Below are 19,679 nucleotides of genomic sequence, written 5' to 3' on the forward strand. Positions count from 1 at the left end.
GAAAGGATGTATCCATGTTAGAACGCATTAAAGACAGCTTTACTGAATCTATCCAGACTAAAATCGATGCAGCCGAAGCACTGCCAGAATCCATCGCCAAAGCGGCAGAGATGATGGTGCAATGTCTTTTGGGTGGCAATAAAATTCTTGCCTGCGGTAACGGTGGTAGTGCCGGTGATGCTCAGCACTTCTCGGCCGAGCTATTAAACCGCTATGAGATTGAACGTCCACCACTGCCAGCCATTGCCCTGTCGACGGACACATCGACTATCACGGCAATTGCTAACGATTACAGCTACGATGAGATTTTCTCAAAGCAAATCTTAGCCTTAGGTCAGCCTGGCGACATCCTGTTAGCCATTTCCACCAGCGGTAACTCTGGTAACGTGATTAAAGCGATGGAAGCGGCACTGAGTCGCGATATGACTATCGTAGCCTTAACTGGTAAAGACGGCGGCGCGATGGCAGGATTACTCAGCGTGGGTGACGTCGAAATTCGCGTTCCTTCGAACGTGACGGCACGTATTCAAGAAGTTCACTTACTGGTGATCCATTGCCTGTGTGACAATATCGACCGCACACTCTTCCCACAGGACGAACAGCAATGAGATATGCTGCCCCACTGTTAATGGTTTGCATGCTACTGCAAGGTTGCGCCGGTGCCGTTATGGTGGGCGCAGTCAGCGGCGCCATGATGGCCAACGATGAGCGTTCGGTAAAAACGCAGCTCGATGATACTAATACTGATTTTAAGATCACCAGTGCGCTACTAGAGCATGAAGATCTTAAGAAACAAACCAATATCACGGGTGTATCGGTAAACGGTAATGTGCTGATGATAGGCCAAGCCCCCAACTCGATGCTGCGAGATAAAGCGGTTAAGGTCGTACAAGACCTTAAGCTGGGCGGTAAAATCCACAATCAGATCCGCATCGGTAATCCAACGTCTTTCACGACTCGCAGTAACGACACTTGGGTAACAACCAAAGTGAAGGGACGTATGCTCAACGAGAAAGAATTGGATGTGACCCGAATTAAAGTGATCACTGAAAATGGTGAAGTCTTCCTGCTAGGGCTGATCCACCGCTCACAGGCAGAGCTTGCTGTTGACATTGCCCGTCATACTGCTGGTGTACGCAAAGTCGTTAAGGTTTTCGAATATATCGAATAACCGATTGAGCCTAAACACTTAAAGTTTAGGCTCGCCTTTCACCGCGGTATCAATTCCTAAAGACTTCACCTGTATGTTATCCATCATCTTGGGTGACTTCTCCAGCAACGCTCCTATCCAAGGTAAAAACAGCGAAGGCAGCACAATCAAAGCGGCACCCAGCCAACTTAAGCTATCCAGCCATTCATCAAACAGCAACCAGCCTAAGAAGACGATAAATAACAAACCAGTATATTCGGCAATCGCAATATCACTCGCCTGCGCTTTACGGTAAGCCAGTACACAGAACCAATGATAAATCAGTAAAAAGGCATTACTAAGTAGTGCAACCGCGAGCAATTCCCAGCTCAGTCCCTCCACCCCCTGAAAGGCCGCAATGACTAAAGTCGCAGGAATCCCCAGCAAGTTATAGAGCATTAAGGTTAATACCGGATGCTCAGTATTAGGCACTTTTTTAAGCATCAACTGATTGATAGCAAAAGTAAATGCTGAAAATAACACCGCTAATCCAAACCAGTTCATCTCGCTCGGCCTGAGGATAATTAAGATCCCCACAAAGCCTAACAGTGTGCATATCACCTGCCCTGTGGTAATCCGCTCCCTTAAAAACCAGTATCCCATCAAAATAATCATCAGGGGGGCAGAATAAAACAGTGAACTGACTGTGGCTAAAGGCAATGCCATCAATCCAATAATTAAAAAAAGCGCGCCAACCGAGCCTATGTTGGCACGCCAAAGGTGAACCGAAATATATTCCGTCTGCGGTCGCTGCGAGTACAACCAAATCGGGGTTAACATGAGTACTGAAGTGATTTGTCTCACGAGTAGAAAAGTGGCTGCATTAGCATCTTCTGGCAACCATTTGATCGATACATCGTAAAAAGCACTAAATAGATTACCCACTATCAATAAAATCAAACCGATAACAACAGGGCGCTGCATTTTAACTATCCGTAAATCTCAATGCTGGCATGATAATCCCCGCAAAACTTAAGCTGAAATGATGCTTTCTCATGCTGGATGAATTAAATTCATACTAAATCGTTTAGACGTTGAAAATCATGAGAAAGCTTCCACCCTTACGTGCGCTGCAAGTATTTGAAACCGCCGCGAGGCAACAGCATTTTTCCAAGGCTGCCGCCGAGCTTTGCATTACCCAAAGCGCGGTTTCACACCAAGTGCGTGTATTGGAGGAGTACTTTGGTGAACAACTTTTTGATCGTCAGGGACGTAAACTACAGCTCACGCCCAAAGGCCAGAGCTTATTTATTGAGTTAGAAAGAATTTTTAATGAGTTAAGCGATCTTAATCTCAAAATCCGCGACACCCCAAATCAACAGCTCTGTTTGGCGGTATACAGCTCATTTGCGGTGAAATGGTTGATCCCAAGATTAGCGGATTTTCGGCGCCAATATCCCAGCGTTAAAATTCGCCTCGAGATGATCACTCAAGACCCCGATCTCAGCACCAGCACGGCCGATATCTTTATCGCAGGCAAACTCAATCAACGGGGTTATTGGCAACAATTACTGCACAAGGAACGCCTGATCCCCGTATGTAGCCCTAGCCTTTATCCTAAATGGCGCGAGATTAACTTGGGCAATTTTCAGCAACAAGCATTACTGATTGTGGATGAAGGCCCACTTGGACTCGATTGGCATAAGTGGTCATCGGCCCATAAAATCCCCCTGAACAACGAGCAACAACATATTTTTAGCCACATAGTGATGGCAATTGAGGCGGCGATTGCCGGACAAGGTATCGCCCTCGCCCCCGACTTTATGGTGGCAGGTGATATCAGTACTGGACGACTGGTGGCGGTAAATCTACCCGATGTTAATACGGGTTTTGAATTTTGTTTTTTGTGCAAACAGCGACGCCTAAATGAGCCTGCCATTGCAGCTTTTTCTTCTTGGTTAAAATCGCAGGCATAAAAAAGCCGACCTCTATTTGGAGTCGGCTTTGTCAAAACTAGACGGGTTTTACGTTAAATTAAACTAGTAAACCAATCTTCTCATAAACCTTTTTCAAGGTGACTTCAGCACGAGCTTGAGCATTTTCAGCGCCCGCTCTCATCACTTGGTCGAGGTAAGCACGGTCAGCACGCAGCGCACGGTAACGCTCTTGCAGTGGCTCTAACATGCCCACGACCGCTTCACCCGCTGCGCCTTTTAAGTGACCATACATCTTGCCTTCAAACTCGGCTTCGAGGCTGGCAATGCTTTGGCCTGTGATACCTGACATTAAACTCAGCAGGTTGGATACACCTGGCTTGTTTTCCATATCAAAACGCACCACTGGCGGCTCGTCACTGTCGGTCATGGCTTTTTTCAGCTTTTTCATGACCGCTTTAGGATCTTCAAGCAGGCCAATCACGTTGTTACGGTTATCGTCTGACTTTGACATCTTCTTTAGCGGATCCTGTAGCGACATCACCTTAGCGCCATGCTCAGGGATAAAAGGCTCAGGAATAGTAAACGTCTCGCCGTAAGCATTGTTAAAGCGAGTCGCGATATCACGTGTTAACTCAAGATGTTGCTTCTGATCTTGACCAACCGGGATTTCATTTGCTTGATACAGCAGAATATCCGCCGCCATCAACACCGGATAACCAAACAGACCCACGTTAATATTGTTGGCGTGCTTTTGTGACTTATCCTTAAACTGCGTCATACGGCTCAGCTCACCCATTTGGGTATAGCAATTTAACGCCCAACCCAGCTGAGTGTGCTGCGGCACTTGAGATTGAATAAATACCGTGCTCTTTTTAGGGTCGACGCCGCAGGCTAAATACAATGCAAGCGTATCTAAGCAGGCCTCACGCAATGCTTGAGGGTCTTGGCGCACGGTAATGGCATGCAAGTCCACCACGCAATAAAGGCAGTCGTGGCTATCTTGCATGGCAACCCATTGACGCAATGCACCCATGTAGTTACCTATGGTTAATTCGCCGGACGGCTGTGCACCGCTGAGTACTATGGGTTTGGTCATTACGTCATTGCTCCAAATAAAGATAAAAAGAATCGATTAAACTGCCTGGCCGACATTTAGCCAGCTAAGGATCTCGGCAAACTGCTCGCACACCGCGTCAGGGCCAGTGAGCCCAATATCTTCACCGTAGTTGTAGCCATAGGTCAAGCCGATTGATGCAACACCTGCTGCTTTCGCCGCTAAAATGTCATTTTTAGAATCGCCCACCATCAACAACTCACTTTTATCAAGTTGCCATTGCGCTAATAAATGCTCTAGCGGTAATGGATCCGGCTTCATCTTCGCCAACGAATCGCCGCCAAGCACTAAGCTAAAGAAGTCATTAATCTTAAAGGCCTCAAGCAGCGGTAAAGTAAAGCGGTAGGGTTTGTTTGTCACCACTGCTAGCTTAAATCCTGCGTCATACAGGGTTTGTAGCACTTGGTGCACATCGGCATAGAGTGCGCTGTGCTTCTCAAGATTTTCTTGATAGTGATGCATAAAGATGGGCATAGCCGCATCCAATACCGTTTGCTCAACAGCGGTGCCTAAAGCGTGGCTCATGGCACGGCGCATAAGCATTTCGGCGCCATTACCCACCCAAGTTCTCACCTGAGCTTCAGTGCAGGTCGCCAAACCTAACTCGGCGAGTACCGCCTGTGTCGCGACCGCAAGATCGGGCACACTGTCAATCAGTGTGCCGTCGAGATCAAAGGCAATCGCCTTAATCTGTCTCCGCATCATTTGGCCTCAACTTTTGCTAACTCGGCACGCATTTCATCGACAACGGCTTTATAGTCTGGTTGACTAAAAATAGCCGACCCAGCGACAAACATATCAGCACCTGCGGCAGCAATTTCGGCAATGTTATCCACTTTTACGCCACCATCGACCTCTAAGCGAATATCAAAACCGCTCGCATCGATACGCTCACGCACTTGGCGTAATTTATCTAAGGTCGAAGGAATAAAGGATTGGCCACCAAAGCCTGGGTTGACCGACATCAGCAGGATCACATCTAACTTATCCATCACATGGTCAAGATAATGCAGCGGTGTTGCAGGGTTAAACACTAAACCTGCCTTACAACCGGACTCTTTAATCAGTTGCAAAGTACGATCGATATGCTCAGAGGCTTCGGGATGGAAAGTAATAATAGAAGCGCCAACCTTAGCAAAATCAGGCACGATACGATCAACAGGCTTAACCATTAAATGCACGTCGATCTCGGCCGTAATGCCATAGTCGCGTAACGCTTTACACACCATAGGACCAATGGTTAAGTTCGGCACATAGTGGTTATCCATCACATCAAAATGCACTACGTCAGCCCCTGCATCTAACACGGCTTTAACGTCATCCCCTAAACGGGCGAAATCGGCGGATAAAATCGATGGAGCAATTAAAAATGGGCGCATAGGACACTCGCTGCTATTGAACAAAAAGTGCCTTATTTTACCCTTAGCTAGACCATGCCTCTATAGCAAATGCCACATTTATCGCGATTGAGGCCAGATAGAAGCTCAATTCCAGTACTCACAACCTACGGTAAGTCTTAGGAGAAGCTGAAGCGTTGGAAAGATTTTAGTGAAGATTGATAAATTATTGTTCATAAACTAAGCGAGTTTGTTATACTCGGGCAGCTAGCGTGGATCATTTAATGATTTCAAGGGAAGTATCATGAAAGGGCGGTTAACACAGTTTTCACACATTTTAGGCTCGGTGACCTTTAAGTCGTCGATGATGTTGGCATTTACCGCAGTGGTAGTCGCCTCCTTAGCCTTTGGTGTCGAAAAACTGACCGCAAGTAACGATACCTCCGCCTGCGCTTGCAGTAGTGATACTCGTTACAACAATAGCTTACCTAGCAGCCATCCGAATAACCGTTGTGCTGAACAGGCGCAAACTTTAAGTTGGAAGACCTGGCTAACAGGTAAAAATCGCTCTAGCCAGTTCCATTTTGTCGACTTGCTTGAACTGCTCCATGGTCATCAAGATAAACCTATCGATGACATGAAACCAGCCAATTCACAACAGTCCTATTGATGCTAAGCCGGATCTGGCAAGTCTTTCACAGTACGATAGCCGCCTTCTTTGGGGTGCAGTCAGATAAAAATCGCCAAAAAGACTTCCAGACCAATTCACCATTACCGTATATTTTGATGGGAATCGTGTTAGCGATAGCCTTAGTTGCCAGCCTTATTTTGCTGGTTAGCCAAGTCGTTAGCTAAATAAGTAACTGAAACCTTCAGTCATCAGTAATTAGTCTTTAGTCTTTAGTCTTTAGTCTTTAGTCTTTAGTCTTTAGTCTTTAGTCTTTAGTCTTTAGTCTTTAGTCTTTAGTCTTTAGTCTTTAGTCTTTAGTCATCCTGCGGATCGTAAGTCTCATCGTATAAAGCAATCAACTCGTCAACTTTATTGCGGCCACTACCATTTTGGCTAATGTTGCGTTGCACTTGGATCTTAGCGAGATGCGCGCCGCGATACAGTTCTCGCGTCAGCGGAATATCATGGTTGCTAATCACAACAGGAATGCGCTGTTCAAGAGCCATATGCCGCGAATAACGCGCGAGCAACGCCTGATCATCTAAGCTAAAGCCTGCACCGACATAGGTAGTAAAACTCGCCGTAGAGGATAATGGCGCATAGGGTGGATCACAATAAATCACATCACCAATTCGGATTTGTTCAAAGGCTTTTTCATAGCCAATGCACTTAAATTCGGCGCGTTGCGCTTTCTTTGAAAAGGCCAAGATTTCCTTTTCGGGGAAATAAGGCTTCTTGTAGGAGCCAAAGGGTACATTAAAGCCGCCTTTGCGGTTATAACGGCACAAGCCATTAAAACCATGACGATTGAGGTACAGGAAATAAACCGAACGCAGGAAAGGATCGCGAGATTTATTAAAGTCTGTACGCACGCGATAGTAGGCTTCCTTCTGATTCATCTCATCGACAAATAGCTTCTTAGCAGCCGCAATGTACTCCAAGGGCCTTTCTTTGACTATGTTGTAGAGATTTATCAGGTCTTGATTGATATCGCAGAGTAAATAGCTGGGATAGTCAGTATTTAAAAATACCGAACCTGCGCCAACAAACGGCTCAACTAAACGTTCACCCGTGGGTAAATAGTTCGAGAGCTCATCCACCAATTTAAATTTTCCGCCAGCCCATTTCAGGAAGGCTCTATGTTTTTTGATCATTTAACTTGATGAATGCCGACAAAAATAAAGGCCATGATTGTACTCTGTTTATTCTGAAATTTCACCGCTTGGAAGCGCATCTTGTAATTGATAACCACCTAACTCAGCCCATTTTTTTATCATGGGTTGACTCAAACGATATTGTTTGACCAATTCTGCGGCAGCCTGTTGCGCCGATTGACTGTCGCTAAACTGCCCCACCAGCACCACCCAAAATTGTTTGTATTTAGCGACTCGAATATCCGGCACAGAATGCAGTTTTTTCAACAGCGACTCGACTGTGTCACGCTGGGAGACTGTAGCTATTTGGATGGTATAACCGGACGTTGGCCGAGTTTTTACATTAGTTATTGATGCAGCCGTGATGTTCTTCGCTGGATGAACGTTATCGTTCTTAGCGATATCTTCATGTGATGTATTGTTACTAGCAGTCGCAACATTGTTTTCGGCCTTACTTGTAGCTTCATCAATCGGTTGTGTTATGGCGGACTCATTCTCGGCTGGAGTCTCACCATGAAATCCCGCCAAAGGATCGGCTTGCAGCGCCGCTTGCGATAATAAAGACTGCGCTAACGACTCCTCACGTTGTTTAAAATAGGGCGTTAATATCCGTTGACCATGGGCTAAAAACTCGTCGGAATCCAATGCGGGATAAGTGACCACGTCAAGCACGGGCTCATCGGAAAAGGGTTGAGCCAATCCAAACCAAATCAAAATGGTAATCAACAAACTGCAAAGTCCAATCAACGCTAGCTTATATTGTACCCAAGCTGACTTCTTCTCACTCTGGCCATGTAGCGCCAGTTCCAGCAAGGTAACGACTTCCTGAGGAGTACCCGTTTGTTTTTCAAGTTGTGCGCGAACAATGTCTCTTGGAGTAAATGGATTTTGGTCACTGTATCTCAGCAAGGTTTGATACAGTGCTTCCCGCTCAGGCAAACTTAGCGGTTCAATACTAATAGGCAGGATCTGCCGCCGGAGAGAATCGGGTAATTGTGGCAATAAATCGGCTAAAAATGCTGGAGGAACCGTTAAGGTCACAGCTATCCGCTGTCCCGCACACTGAATTTGATTGAGTATGATGCATTCTGCCCATAGCTCTTTTGAGAGCAAATGAGCATCATCGATGATGATATGTAACGGTTTACTTTGATTTTGAGCTACACGCAGAATGGTTTCGGCTAGGGGAATTTCATCATCAAAAATGGGGGATGACATCAACTGCACTAAAATCTTGCGACGAATCTCAGCGTTATCGGCATGCATGGGACAAATAACCAGCGCCGCATTTGAATCATCAAAATCGGTAGCTAATGCAGTGAGCAGCGTTGTCTTGCCCGAACCTTGGCCGCCAACAAGCACCAGCAATTGGTCGCTATAACTGGCAACATGATGCAATCTTTGTATGAGGGCTTCCTGTGAGGGAAGCAAGACTTGCCCCTGAAATGTCACTCATCCACCACACAAGGTTTATGCGCAGCAGATAACCTGTTCTAGGGTAGATTCAGAGACTTGACTAAATACTTCCGCTCGACCAATGGCCGTTGGAAGTACCAGCCGGATCTGACCGCCTAACACTTTCTTATCGCGACGCATATGTTGAATAAAACTGTCGAAATCCATTGATTCCGGCGCTTTTACAGGAAGATCGAAGGCTTGAAACAATTGCACAATACGACGGACAATTGACTCATCAACCAATCCTAAAGACTTAGCGGTTTGAGCAGCAAGGACTGTGCCAGCCGCAACGGCCTCACCGTGCAACCAGTTACCATAGCCCATCTCAGCTTCAATAGCATGACCAAAGGTATGCCCAAGATTCAAAAGCGCGCGCACGCCCTGCTCTGTTTCATCTTGGCTGACCACATCAGCTTTAATTTCGCAGCAGCGGGAAATCACATAGACTAAGGCTTGAGTGTCTAAGCTTTTTAGTGCTTGAACATTATCCTCAAGCCATTGAAAAAAATCAGCATCCCACATAATGCCATATTTAATAACTTCCGCTATCCCCGCAGCAAACTCACGCGCCGGCAAGGTCTTTAAACAGTCAGTATCAATCATGACAATTTGTGGCTGATAAAAAGCCCCTATCATATTTTTACCCAAAGGATGATTGACCGCCGTTTTGCCGCCAACCGAAGAATCCACTTGGGATAAAAGCGTTGTAGGGATTTGAATAAAATCGATACCACGTTGATAACATGCCGCGGCAAACCCCGTCATATCACCAATCACCCCTCCACCGAGGGCCACCAACACAGAATCTCGGCCATAATTACGTTGCAGTAAAGCCGAAAAAATAGCATCTAAATGCGTTAAATCTTTAAATTGTTCGCCATCGGGAAGGATGACACTAGATACCTCACCAAACGAAGCCATCGTGTCTTGAACCTGATTTAGATACAAGGGCGCGACAGTTTCATTGGTGACGATAAGGATACGTTTTTTCAGCAGATAGCGAGACAAAGTCTCGCTATCACTCATCAAACTCTGGCCAATGTAAATGGGGTAACTACGTTCACCTAAATTAACCTGAATTTGTTGTGTCATTCTGCCTAGAAACCTAATTTCTCAACGATTTGATTCGCAACAACCTTTGCACTTTGATCATCAGTTTTAACGATCACATCAGCAATTTCTTCGTACAGAGGGTTACGGATTTCTGCGAGGCTCTCTAATACTTCTCGCGGATCATCTACTTGCAGTAATGGGCGACGCTTGTCTCTTTGAGTTCGCGCAACCTGTTTGTCGATAGTGGTTTCGAGATAAACCACAATACCGCGAGCAGATAAATGATTACGGATATCTTTGCTCTGAACTGAACCACCACCAGTGGCAAGGACAATACCCTGTTTTTCAGACAGATCAGCAATAACCTGAGCCTCACGACGGCGGAAACCTTCTTCGCCTTCTACATCAAACACCCAAGCAATATCAGCGCCAGTGCGTTGCTCAATCTCTTGATCTGAATCGTGGAATTCTAAATGCAGCATTTGCGCCAGATGGCGACCAATTGTGCTTTTACCTGCGCCCATTGGGCCTACCAGAAAAATATTACGTTTTTCAGCCATTTCTTGTACGTCTGAATCTTAATGAAAAGTATGCCTATATCGACTCATGATCAAGCCGACCTACTGTATGTTACCTTGCTCTTATGAGACTTGACCGAGGATTATCTCAGTTTAATGTCTAGTCTGGCAAGTGATGCTCGCTATTTATGGTAAGAATTGTATTTTATAAATAATAAAGCCAGCAAGTGGTGCTGGCTTTATCCGAACGACTACATAGAGTTAGAGTTTCTCATTCACAATTTTAGGTGTTACAAAAATCAATAGCTCTTGGCGCTCATTCTTATCGGTACTGTTACGGAATAAGAAACCGACCAAGGGAATGTCTCCCAAAATAGGTACCTTGCTAACCCGGCTAATCAAATTCTGCTGGTAGATACCACCTAATACAATGGTTTCGCCATTATCGACAAGTACTTGAGTACCAATACGCTGTGTATCAATCGCTACTGCTGGACCTGTCGGCGTATCCACCGTTTTGCCCTGTGAGTCTTGCGTAATCTCAAGATCCAGAATCACACGATTGTCCGGTGTAATTTGTGGTGTCACCCTTAGTGACAACACCGCCTTTTTAAAGGTCACCGAGGTCGCACCGCTTGACGTGGATTGTACGTAGGGAATTTCAACACCCTGCTCAATATACGCCGATTTTTGGTTAGAGGTCGTGATACGAGGGCTCGCGATAATCTCACCTTTGTTTTCTTGCTCTAGTGCACTGAGCTCTAGATCCAAGATAGTACCGTCAGCGAGCTTAGCCACATGGAAGGCGATGCTAGTTGGGTTAGTGACGGCCGCAGGCAAGTTCACATTCAAACGATTATCTAAACTTGGTATTGTACCATTGGCAATATCGCCGGCCCCTTCTAGAGAACCAGAGGTCCCTTTATCACCCTGCTGATCAGTCACTCCCCAGCGGATACCCAAATCTTCGGACACGTCATCCTTTACGGTAACCATACGCGATTCAATCAACACTTGGCGGATCGGAATATCAAGCACCTCAACCAAACGATGAATATTTTCGATGATTTCAGCGGTATCTTTGACGAGTACCGTATTGGTGCGCTCATCAACGGCCACAGAACCGCGAGGAGACAATAAACTTGAGTCAGTGCCTTTTAATAGCTCAGCAATGTCGGTCGCTTTGGCGTAGTTAATCTGCAGATACTCAGAATAAAGCGGTGCAAGCTCTTTAACTTCCTGTTTACTTTTGAGATTTTGACTTTCGCGAATCGCAAGTTCTTCACTCGGCGCCACCATCAAAATATTACCTTCAATGCGCTTATCGAGTCCTTTGGTTTGCAAAATCAAATCCAATGCTTGGTCCCAAGGTACATCGTCAAGCCTAAGGGTAATATCTCCCTCAACAGTATCACTGGTCACTAAGTTAAAATTGTTATAGTCAGCAATAATCTGTAATACGGTACGAACAGAAATATTCTGGAAGTTTAATGAAAGGGTCTTACCGTTATATTTCTTAATATCTTTAGTCGCTACAGTACGTTCAACCTTATTAATCGACAACCTAAAGAGGTTATCTTCCTGCTTATAATTGAACTCATAATTACCCGATACATCGACTATGATGCGAGTCGTTAAGTCATCTTTAAAGGTTTCAAAATTTTTAACTGGCGTAGAAAAATCCTGTACATCCATCACATACAACAAGTCATTGTTGATGTCAGTGTTGTAAAGCTGAACTTCAAGTTTGGCACCAATTTGCTCAACGTTGGCCGCAACAGAGCGGCTATTTAGGTAGACTAATAAATCGCCACCGCCATTTTCATTACGTCGAAAATCAATATTTTTAATACTATTTACAAATGGGCTATTTGCTGTTGTCTGAGAATTCACAACCTCATCATTAATGGTTAAGCGATAAGAATTACCAACTACGCTACCTTGATAAGGTTTGACTTTGGATAAACCTAAAGTCACCGTCAAACGCGCATCTTGCTGCGAGGTCACTAGATCTTTAACACCGACCTGATTAATCGGTAAGCGATCTTTAGAAAGACCAGAAATACTATCATCAAAGGTCAATACCAGCTCAGCAGGCGATGCATTTGAATCAATTTGTGGAGCCGAAATCGCATCCTCAAATATTAACTCAACCTCTAACTGATGATCGACTAAAGCATGGTATTTCACATCCATTAGCCGATTTGCCGCAAAGCTCGATGGCAAAAATCCAAATAGTAATGCGATCCCAATAACAGACTTAACTAAGCCTGAAGATAAAAACGATAACGGGATTTTTATCGCGGCAGAAGATTTCATTGTTCCCTCATCCTTCGCTTGTTATTTTCCAGAAAGTTCGATGTTGTTTGTGCGCTCTGACCAACAACCCGTACCATCTGGAATTAATTCTACAACTTCCACATTCTGTGGAGTCACTTTCGCTATACGTCCGTTAAACAACCCTAGATACTCACCCACGCCCATCCGATATACACTGCCATCATTCGTTTCAATCAGCGCCCAAGTTACATTAGCTTCACTTAACGTACCGCGCATTTTTAGGTTGTCTAAAGCATAAGTTTCTAAACGGCCCTTACGACGTTTTAAATCCGGTTGTAAGCAGTTTTTACTGGTATCAACGACTTCTTCGGTTAATTCGCGAGAAGGCGGAACAAAGGGACTACGCATTAACTCAGCCTGGTAGGCAAAATGCTCAAACTTAGGCGGTTCTTTTAAGGGTGGAATATGCGCCACATGCTGTGCTTTAGTTGTAGTAACAAATAGCTCTAAATCACTACGATCGCCAACACACCCGATTAAAAAAAGACTTATCCCTAACAGAGGTAAGAGTTTCATTATTTCTTCCCCTTGTTAGCAGGCTTTTCGGGGGGTAACTCTGCCCCTTCTTTAAAGCGATAGGTTTTAGCAAGAATGTCCATGGTTAAAGTACCGCTATCATCACGTTTGATCGTAAAATCATGCAAACTAACAATACGAGGTAACTTAGCAACACCACTCACCATATTGCCAATCTGGTGATAATCACCAGTGACTGACATCTTAATTGGAAATTCGATATAAAAATCTCGCTGAATTTCAGCTTCCCAATTTAAACTTTTAATCCGTAAACCAGCATCCGTTGCAGCAAAGGTTAAGTCATCAAGCAAACCGGGCATCTCGTTTTCTGAAGGTAACATTTTCAGCAATTCGGCAAATTGCCCTTCCATTACGGCAAGTTGTTCACGATAGAGCTTTAAATTAGCGGCCAGTTGATATTTGTTTTGAAAATCTTCTCTTAACTGTAACTCTTTGTTTTGTTCATTATTAATCACATCAATTGCATCAGACAACACCACAAAATATCCCGCTGCAAATACGCAAAGAGCCAGCAAAATAGCGAAAAATACTTTTACTTGTTTTGGCCAACTTCCGATATTTTCAAAATCGATATCATTAAACTGATTGAGATCGAGCTTCATTTACTCGCTCCTTTTGCCGTTTTTACGGGCTCTTCAGCAATGGCTCCTTTGATGCTCACCCTTAAACTAAAGCTCTGCAATTGTCTTAACTCATCATCTTGGGTAACGATCGATTGCATATTGGGATCGGTTAACCAATCAGACGCTTTTACCTTACGCATCATATTTGCTACGTTATTATTGGACTCACTGCGACCTTCAATGAGCAACAAACTGCCTTTTTTCTCAAGACTCGATAGATAAATTCCTGGCGGAACAATACGCACTAGCTCGTCTAATACGTGTGTCGGCAAATTACGGGATTGCTGAAGGTTTAAAATAATTTCTGTTCGACGCTCAATATCTTTTTTACGTTCAGTGATCTTTTTAATCTCGGCAATTTGAGCATCGAGTTGCTGAATTTCTGACTGTAAATAAGCATTTCTTGCTCGCTGCTCATCAGTCATCATTTCGAGTAAAGCCAGTGCAGCATAGACTAAGATTGCTGAGCCCAAAAATACCGCAGCCAATATGCCGATATAATCGCGTTTCTGCTTTTCTCTCGCTTCTTCACGCCAAGGAAGCAGGTTTATGTTCGCCATTGACCGTAGCTCCTCAGGGCTAAGCCACAAGCAACCATATATTTGCTAATGCTAGGTTGCAGTATATTTTTAACGGATTCATCCGCGTGCAGGCATCCTTGGAAAGGGTCGGCAATTATGGTGTGAACACCTAACTCATTGGTCAATAAGTTAGCCATGCCTTCTAGTTTAGATGTGCCACCACATAAGACGAGATAGTCGACTTTATCTTTGCCGCTTGAAGTACAATAAATTTGCAGCGTTCGCTTAATTTGCTGCAGTAATTGCGTTTGGAAGGGAGATAACACTTCAAACATATAATTACGCGGTAAATCACCCTCGATTTTTGCTTTTTCTGCCTGCTCATAAGACATGCCATAAAAAGAGAGAATCGACTGAGTAAATAACTCACCACCAAAGGCTTGTTCACGGATAAATGTAGTTTCGCCAGACTCGACAACGCAGAAAGTAGTCATATTCGCGCCGATATCGACCATGGCAACTGCTTTCTGGCGAGCCCCTTCAGGTAATTGGCCTAGGACTAACTCAACCGCTCGACCTAAGGCATAGCCTTCAACGTCAACGACTTTAGTCTCTAGCTCGACTTCATCAAGCGCATCAACTCTGGCATCGATATTGTCAGTACGGCAAGCACTGAGTAATACATCGACCTTAGAAGGATCGGTACTGTTGACGTTTAAGGTTTCAAAATCAATGCTGACTTCATCAAGGGAATAGGGGATTAAGTTATCAGCCTCAATCTCAATTTGCGCTTCCATTTCCTCTTCGCTAAGCGAGGCATCCATGTAGATGACCTTAGTCATTACAGCAGAACCAGAAACCGCAACCGCAGCATATTTAACCGATTTAGGCAAAGCACGCTTTACCTGTTTGAGGCATTCAACAACGGCATCGGTATCACGAATATCATGATCGTTAATAGCACCCTTTTTTACGGGAACCGCTACGTGACTTAATATTTTGTATCCATCAGCAGTCTTACTCAGCAAAATGGCCTTTACTTCATGGGAACCAATATCAATTCCGACCATTTGCGGAGCCTGACGCTTCCATAAATTTGAAAGCATAATCCGTTGTCACTTTATTATTTATATTTCAGTATGAGAGATTAGCACAAAATCAACCCGTTATACGTATTTGTATAGAATGTTTCAAGATTTTACAAACGCTATTTTAGGGCCGTCACGTTTTTGCTTCACCCAAACGTTCGCGCCTTATATACTGTCGCACTTAACTGAACATTAGGATCAATTTAGGTGAAGTGGTTAAAACGTATTGTTATAGCTCTATTCAGTCTAGCCCTTTTGGGCGTAGGCGCCATTGTTGCAGCATACTTTTATGTTTTGCCGGATCTGCCGGATGTTTCGACACTAAAAAATGTGCAATTACAAACACCTTTGCGCATTTACAGTAGTGATGGCAAACTCATATCTCAGTTTGGTGAAAAACGACGTATTCCCTTAAAACTGGAAGAAGTCCCTAAACCGCTGTTACAAGCCTTCCTTGCCACCGAAGATGCGCGCTTTTATGAGCATGGTGGTATCGATCCTGTCGGGGTAATCCGCGCAGCAATCGTCATGTTAACAACCGGCGAAAAAAAGCAAGGAGCAAGTACTATCACCATGCAGGTGGCACGTAACTTCTTCCTAACCCGCGACAAAACCATTATTCGTAAGGTGAAGGAAATTTTTATTTCCTACCATATCGAGCAGTTGTTAACGAAAGATGAGATTTTAGAGCTGTACGTTAACCGTATCTATTTAGGCCAAAGAGCCTATGGCGTTGGCGCAGCCGCTCAAGTGTATTTTGGCAAAAACGTCCAAGATCTGACTCTGTCTGAAATGAGTATGATTGCTGGCTTGCCAAAGGCCCCCTCAACGCTTAACCCCATTACTTCACCTTCCCGTGCTCTCGCTCGTCGCAACGTGGTGTTGATGCGGATGAATGAAGTGGGGTATATCAGCAAAACGGAGTACCAAACCGCACTCCAGGAGCCACTCGTAGCCAAATATCATGGTGCCGAAATCGATCTCTATGCCCCTTATATTTCTGAAATGGCCCGGGATTACATGGTGCAAAAATATGGTGAAGAAGAAGCCTATACCAATGGCTATAACGTCTACACCACAATTTCATCCGATCTCCAGCTGTTAGCGCAGCAAGCATTACGCAATAATGTTTATGCCTATGATGAACGTCATGGCTACCGCGGTCCTGCTGCTGTTTTGTGGACAGGCGCTAAGCCTGATAATGCACAAATCAAAGCTGAACTGGCTAAAGTCACACCCGTCCAAGAGTTACAACCTGCCGCGGTATTAAGCATTGATGGACAGCAAGCCAGTGTATTAACCGCTAAAGGTGAAACCAAAGTCATCAAATGGGATGGCTTGAAATGGGCGCGTAAATTTATTAACGATAAACGCCAAGGTGCGGTACCTAAATCGGCTTCAGACATGCTGACAGTAGGCGAACGTATTTGGATCCGCGACAATGGCCAGTACTTACAATTATCGCAAGTCCCCGAAGTAGCGAGTGCCACAGTGTCACTCGATCCGGAAAATGGCGCTATCCGTACTTTAGTAGGTGGTTACAGCTTTAGCCAAAGCCAATACAACCGGGTAACTCAGGCTAAACGCCAATTAGGTTCGAATATTAAACCTTTCATCTATGCTGCGGCATTAGAAAAAGGCTTTACGCTCGCGACTCTGATTAATAACGCACCGATTAATAAACCCGATATTAGCCAAGGTACTGCCTGGCGGCCGAAAAACTCGCCCGATATCTATGGTGGCCCAACGCGTTTACGTGTGGGCTTAGCGCAATCGATCAACGTCATGTCTGTTCGTGCCATGCGCCATATTGGTTTAGATGCAGCTATTGCCGAGTTAACTAAGTTCGGTTTTGACCCTAACGACTTACCACGCAACGAGTCCTTAGCACTGGGTTCACCTTCGGTAACGCCCTTACAAGTCGCAGCTGCTTTCAACGTGTTTGCAAATGGTGGCTTCTTGGTTGAACCTTTCTATATCGAACGAGTAGAAGACTCCTTCGGTAATGTAATTGAAAAAGCCAATCCAACCTTAGCTTGTAAGCCAAGTGGTAATCTAACCCAACCGAGTAGCGACCCAATGGGCTTTAGTGAGCCAACGGCGCAAACCGATGAGCCAGTTGCCCATTGCTTTGAACAAACTGGCCGTTACGCACCGCAAATTATCTCCGAACAAACGGCATTCCTGATCACCGAAGCGCTGAAGAGCGTGATCTGGGGTGGCGGCGATTGGAGTAAAGGTACAGGTTGGCAAGGTACTGCTTGGCGTGCGGCGCAATTAATTAAACGCCATGATATTGCAGGTAAAACGGGGACAACCAACGAATCTCGTGATACGTGGTTCAGTGGTTTTGGCCCAACGCTGACGAGCACCTTCTGGGTGGGATTTGACGATCATGGTCGCCAGTTAGGTAGAACCGCTTGGAACGCTAATGGTGAAAAAGATCAGATCACCGGGACCGAAGCCGGTGCTAAGACCGCAGGGCCTGGCTGGAACGAATTTATGAATAACGTGCTTAAAGGCGTCCCAGAAACCACGGCGATTCCACCAGAGGGAATCGTCTCGGTGCGGATCGACCTTGCAACAGGCAAGCTCACTCGTAAAACTGATTACACCAGTGATTTTGAATACTTTATCTCGGGCACTGAACCGAAGGAATATATCAGTGAAAGCCAAGATGAAAATAATCTCTTCATCGATGCGCCAGCGGATGACTTGTTCCAATAGCCGTAAATAGCAATAAAAAAACGCGACCTTGAGTCGCGTTTTTTATTGCTCACCTAAGATTAACCTACTTTGCCATTAACCCGCTTTTTTAGCCGCAATCGCTTGCTTAACTTGAGTCAACGCTGTGCCGCCGAGGACATCACGTTTTGCCAAACAGGCTTCGATGGTAAGGTTGGGATACACATCATCTTCGATGATATCGGCAAAGGTTTTAAACTCGGCGAGCGTAAAACCTTCTAACGGGATCTTCTTAGCGATCGCCGCAACTACTGCCACACCGACTACATGGTGCGCTTCACGGAACGGCATGCCCTTAGACACCAGATAATCCGCCAATTCGGTCGCGTTGGCATAACCTTGCTGCGCGGCTAACAGCGCATTCGGGCGGTTAACGACTAAGCCAGATAACACTAATGCCGCCATATCTAAGCAGATTGCCCAGCTGTCGACCACGTCGAACAAGCCTTCTTTGTCTTCCTGCATGTCTTTGTTGTAGGCCAGTGGCAATGCCTTCATCGTGGTGAGAATACCCACTAAACTGCCATACACACGACCCGTTTTACCGCGGATTAGCTCCAGCGCATCGGGGTTTTTCTTTTGTGGCATCAAGGACGAGCCTGAGGTCACTTCATCACTCAATGAGATAAAGCCCGCTTCACCCGTATTGAAGAAAATCAAATCTTCGGCCATGCGGCTTAAGTGCATCATGCTGATTGAGGCGGCTCCGCACAGCTCAACCACATGGTCGCGATCCGACACGCTGTCCAAACTGTTTAAGGTTGGCGAAGCAAAGTTCAGTGCCGCTGCAAGCGCATGTCTATCCATTTGATAGGCTGTACCCGCCAATGCACCCGAACCGAGCGGACAGGTATTGGCGCGCTTTAAGGCATCGGTTAAGCGGCTAAGATCACGCTCAATCATCTCGACATAAGCTAAGCACCAGTGGCCGAAGGTCACAGGTTGAGCGCGTTGCAAGTGAGTATAGCCTGGCATTACAGCGTCGAATTCACGCTCCGCGAGCGCGATAAGTTCGCTGCGTAAGGTTTGTAGGCGAGCCACTAATGCCGCACCTTCGGATTGGCACCAGAGTTTTAAGTCGGTCGCGACTTGGTCGTTACGGCTACGGCCCGTATGGAGTTTTTTTCCCAGATCGCCGACTTTGGCGATCAACGCAGATTCCACGAAACTGTGAATATCTTCCGCGCCCGAGGCGAGAATAATCGCAGGATCGCCCTTCACTTCCACCAGCAGCTCGTTCAACGCTTTCTTCAAGTCGCTGCATTCAGTGGCAGTGATAATGCCGACGCTAGCAATTGCATCGGCCCAAGCGATAGAGCCGACTACATCCTGCTCAAACAAACGATAATCCACCGGCAGTGAATCGTTGAATAATTTAAATAGCGCGCTGGTTTCGCCCTGAAATCTTCCACCCCATAAAGCCATGCTCAATCCCCTCGGTCACTACTTTGAATA

20 protein-coding genes are annotated in these 19,679 nt (G+C 45.4%); 6 read left to right on the plus strand and 14 right to left on the minus strand.

What is annotated here, in order from left to right:
• Nucleotides 1-14 precede the first annotated feature (14 nt).
• Both HG547_RS15425 and dolP read left to right on the plus strand, forming a co-directional pair.
• The gene (locus HG547_RS15425; RefSeq protein WP_011070670.1) at nt 15-608 is read left to right on the plus strand and encodes a phosphoheptose isomerase; all 594 of its coding nucleotides are present in this window, start codon (nt 15-17) and stop codon (nt 606-608) included.
• Nucleotides 605-1,171, plus strand: a complete 567-nt coding sequence (gene dolP / locus HG547_RS15430) for a division/outer membrane stress-associated lipid-binding lipoprotein (RefSeq protein ID WP_037424203.1) — start codon at nt 605-607, stop codon at nt 1,169-1,171. The genes HG547_RS15425 and dolP overlap by 4 nt, the downstream gene beginning before the upstream one ends.
• Before the next feature lie 18 nt (nt 1,172-1,189).
• Here the strand turns inward: dolP and HG547_RS15435 are convergent, their stop codons facing one another.
• Nucleotides 1,190-2,113 (minus strand): DMT family transporter, encoded by a 924-nt coding sequence (locus HG547_RS15435; RefSeq protein ID WP_169548311.1) that lies wholly within the window; start codon nt 2,111-2,113, stop codon nt 1,190-1,192.
• Between the two features lie 119 nt (nt 2,114-2,232).
• Between HG547_RS15435 and HG547_RS15440 the strand changes: the two genes are divergently transcribed.
• On the plus strand, nt 2,233-3,105 hold the full coding sequence (locus HG547_RS15440) for a LysR substrate-binding domain-containing protein (RefSeq protein ID WP_169548312.1): 873 nt from the start codon (nt 2,233-2,235) through the stop codon (nt 3,103-3,105).
• A 58-nt stretch (nt 3,106-3,163) separates the two neighbouring features.
• Here the strand turns inward: HG547_RS15440 and trpS are convergent, their stop codons facing one another.
• Genes trpS through rpe form a run of 3 tightly spaced genes read right to left on the minus strand, consistent with a single transcriptional unit; the run spans nt 3,164 to nt 5,559 of the window.
• Nucleotides 3,164-4,162, minus strand: coding sequence for a tryptophan--tRNA ligase (gene trpS / locus HG547_RS15445; RefSeq protein WP_011718615.1), 999 nt, complete (start codon nt 4,160-4,162; stop codon nt 3,164-3,166).
• Between the two features lie 36 nt (nt 4,163-4,198).
• Nucleotides 4,199-4,882: a phosphoglycolate phosphatase gene (locus tag HG547_RS15450; protein WP_169548331.1), complete on the minus strand. Its 684-nt coding sequence runs from the start codon at nt 4,880-4,882 to the stop codon at nt 4,199-4,201.
• Nucleotides 4,882-5,559, minus strand: a complete 678-nt coding sequence (gene rpe / locus HG547_RS15455) for a ribulose-phosphate 3-epimerase (protein ID WP_169548313.1) — start codon at nt 5,557-5,559, stop codon at nt 4,882-4,884. Before rpe ends, HG547_RS15450 begins: the two co-directional genes overlap by 1 nt.
• Before the next feature lie 262 nt (nt 5,560-5,821).
• On the opposite strand from rpe, the gene HG547_RS15460 reads away from it, so the two are divergent.
• A complete protein-coding gene (locus tag HG547_RS15460) occupies nt 5,822-6,187 on the plus strand; it encodes a hypothetical protein (protein ID WP_037424190.1) in 366 nt (121 codons plus the stop codon).
• Nucleotides 6,187-6,372: a DUF2970 domain-containing protein gene (locus HG547_RS15465; protein ID WP_037424187.1), complete on the plus strand. Its 186-nt coding sequence runs from the start codon at nt 6,187-6,189 to the stop codon at nt 6,370-6,372. Before HG547_RS15460 ends, HG547_RS15465 begins: the two co-directional genes overlap by 1 nt.
• A gap of 129 nt (nt 6,373-6,501) precedes the next feature.
• Here HG547_RS15465 and HG547_RS15470 read toward each other — a convergent pair whose 3' ends face one another.
• The 9 genes from HG547_RS15470 to HG547_RS15510 form a co-directional block, all read right to left on the minus strand.
• The gene (locus HG547_RS15470; RefSeq protein ID WP_037424184.1) at nt 6,502-7,341 is read right to left on the minus strand and encodes a Dam family site-specific DNA-(adenine-N6)-methyltransferase; all 840 of its coding nucleotides are present in this window, start codon (nt 7,339-7,341) and stop codon (nt 6,502-6,504) included.
• A gap of 48 nt (nt 7,342-7,389) precedes the next feature.
• Nucleotides 7,390-8,793: an AAA family ATPase gene (locus tag HG547_RS15475; RefSeq protein ID WP_169548314.1), complete on the minus strand. Its 1,404-nt coding sequence runs from the start codon at nt 8,791-8,793 to the stop codon at nt 7,390-7,392.
• 18 nt (nt 8,794-8,811) lie between these two features.
• Nucleotides 8,812-9,891: a 3-dehydroquinate synthase gene (gene aroB, locus HG547_RS15480; protein ID WP_169548315.1), complete on the minus strand. Its 1,080-nt coding sequence runs from the start codon at nt 9,889-9,891 to the stop codon at nt 8,812-8,814.
• Between the two features lie 5 nt (nt 9,892-9,896).
• A complete protein-coding gene (aroK, locus tag HG547_RS15485) occupies nt 9,897-10,412 on the minus strand; it encodes a shikimate kinase AroK (protein ID WP_037424170.1) in 516 nt (171 codons plus the stop codon).
• Nucleotides 10,413-10,631: 219 nt separating this feature from the next.
• Nucleotides 10,632-12,689, minus strand: coding sequence for a type IV pilus secretin PilQ family protein (locus HG547_RS15490; RefSeq protein ID WP_037425158.1), 2,058 nt, complete (start codon nt 12,687-12,689; stop codon nt 10,632-10,634).
• 21 nt (nt 12,690-12,710) lie between these two features.
• Nucleotides 12,711-13,226, minus strand: coding sequence for a pilus assembly protein PilP (locus HG547_RS15495; RefSeq protein ID WP_169548316.1), 516 nt, complete (start codon nt 13,224-13,226; stop codon nt 12,711-12,713).
• Nucleotides 13,226-13,849 carry a type 4a pilus biogenesis protein PilO gene (locus tag HG547_RS15500; protein WP_169548317.1) on the minus strand — a complete coding sequence of 208 codons (624 nt, stop codon included), beginning with the start codon at nt 13,847-13,849 and terminating at the stop codon, nt 13,226-13,228. Before HG547_RS15500 ends, HG547_RS15495 begins: the two co-directional genes overlap by 1 nt.
• Nucleotides 13,846-14,430, minus strand: a complete 585-nt coding sequence (locus tag HG547_RS15505) for a PilN domain-containing protein (RefSeq protein ID WP_169548318.1) — start codon at nt 14,428-14,430, stop codon at nt 13,846-13,848. Before HG547_RS15505 ends, HG547_RS15500 begins: the two co-directional genes overlap by 4 nt.
• Nucleotides 14,418-15,497, minus strand: coding sequence for a pilus assembly protein PilM (locus tag HG547_RS15510; RefSeq protein WP_037424154.1), 1,080 nt, complete (start codon nt 15,495-15,497; stop codon nt 14,418-14,420). Before HG547_RS15510 ends, HG547_RS15505 begins: the two co-directional genes overlap by 13 nt.
• Before the next feature lie 189 nt (nt 15,498-15,686).
• Here HG547_RS15510 and HG547_RS15515 point away from each other — a divergent pair, with 189 nt between their 5' ends.
• Complete coding sequence (locus HG547_RS15515; protein ID WP_037424150.1) at nt 15,687-18,206, plus strand: PBP1A family penicillin-binding protein; 2,520 nt, start codon at nt 15,687-15,689, stop codon at nt 18,204-18,206.
• Nucleotides 18,207-18,281: 75 nt separating this feature from the next.
• Here HG547_RS15515 and argH read toward each other — a convergent pair whose 3' ends face one another.
• A complete protein-coding gene (gene argH, locus HG547_RS15520) occupies nt 18,282-19,649 on the minus strand; it encodes an argininosuccinate lyase (RefSeq protein ID WP_169548319.1) in 1,368 nt (455 codons plus the stop codon).
• Nucleotides 19,650-19,679 lie beyond the last annotated feature (30 nt).

Origin of the sequence: Shewanella sp. DNRA4, assembly GCF_012843185.1 — a bacterium.
GTDB classification, from domain to species: domain Bacteria; phylum Pseudomonadota; class Gammaproteobacteria; order Enterobacterales; family Shewanellaceae; genus Shewanella; species Shewanella xiamenensis.

What these genes read in the sequence shown, in the direction of transcription:
- HG547_RS15495 (WP_169548316.1), bottom strand. Translation starts at nt 13,226, where the DNA reads ATGAAACTCTTACCTCTGTTAGGGATAAGTCTTTTTTTAATCGGGTGT.
- aroK (WP_037424170.1), bottom strand. Translation starts at nt 10,412, where the DNA reads ATGGCTGAAAAACGTAATATTTTTCTGGTAGGCCCAATGGGCGCAGGT.
- HG547_RS15470 (WP_037424184.1), bottom strand. Translation starts at nt 7,341, where the DNA reads ATGATCAAAAAACATAGAGCCTTCCTGAAATGGGCTGGCGGAAAATTT.
- HG547_RS15500 (WP_169548317.1), bottom strand. Translation starts at nt 13,849, where the DNA reads ATGAAGCTCGATCTCAATCAGTTTAATGATATCGATTTTGAAAATATC.
- HG547_RS15490 (WP_037425158.1), bottom strand. Translation starts at nt 12,689, where the DNA reads ATGAAATCTTCTGCCGCGATAAAAATCCCGTTATCGTTTTTATCTTCA.
- HG547_RS15465 (WP_037424187.1), top strand. Translation starts at nt 6,187, where the DNA reads ATGCTAAGCCGGATCTGGCAAGTCTTTCACAGTACGATAGCCGCCTTC.
- HG547_RS15460 (WP_037424190.1), top strand. Translation starts at nt 5,822, where the DNA reads ATGAAAGGGCGGTTAACACAGTTTTCACACATTTTAGGCTCGGTGACC.
- HG547_RS15505 (WP_169548318.1), bottom strand. Translation starts at nt 14,430, where the DNA reads ATGGCGAACATAAACCTGCTTCCTTGGCGTGAAGAAGCGAGAGAAAAG.
- dolP (WP_037424203.1), top strand. Translation starts at nt 605, where the DNA reads ATGAGATATGCTGCCCCACTGTTAATGGTTTGCATGCTACTGCAAGGT.
- HG547_RS15435 (WP_169548311.1), bottom strand. Translation starts at nt 2,113, where the DNA reads ATGCAGCGCCCTGTTGTTATCGGTTTGATTTTATTGATAGTGGGTAAT.
- aroB (WP_169548315.1), bottom strand. Translation starts at nt 9,891, where the DNA reads ATGACACAACAAATTCAGGTTAATTTAGGTGAACGTAGTTACCCCATT.
- trpS (WP_011718615.1), bottom strand. Translation starts at nt 4,162, where the DNA reads ATGACCAAACCCATAGTACTCAGCGGTGCACAGCCGTCCGGCGAATTA.
- argH (WP_169548319.1), bottom strand. Translation starts at nt 19,649, where the DNA reads ATGGCTTTATGGGGTGGAAGATTTCAGGGCGAAACCAGCGCGCTATTT.
- HG547_RS15510 (WP_037424154.1), bottom strand. Translation starts at nt 15,497, where the DNA reads ATGCTTTCAAATTTATGGAAGCGTCAGGCTCCGCAAATGGTCGGAATT.
- HG547_RS15425 (WP_011070670.1), top strand. Translation starts at nt 15, where the DNA reads ATGTTAGAACGCATTAAAGACAGCTTTACTGAATCTATCCAGACTAAA.
- rpe (WP_169548313.1), bottom strand. Translation starts at nt 5,559, where the DNA reads ATGCGCCCATTTTTAATTGCTCCATCGATTTTATCCGCCGATTTCGCC.
- HG547_RS15450 (WP_169548331.1), bottom strand. Translation starts at nt 4,882, where the DNA reads ATGCGGAGACAGATTAAGGCGATTGCCTTTGATCTCGACGGCACACTG.
- HG547_RS15440 (WP_169548312.1), top strand. Translation starts at nt 2,233, where the DNA reads ATGAGAAAGCTTCCACCCTTACGTGCGCTGCAAGTATTTGAAACCGCC.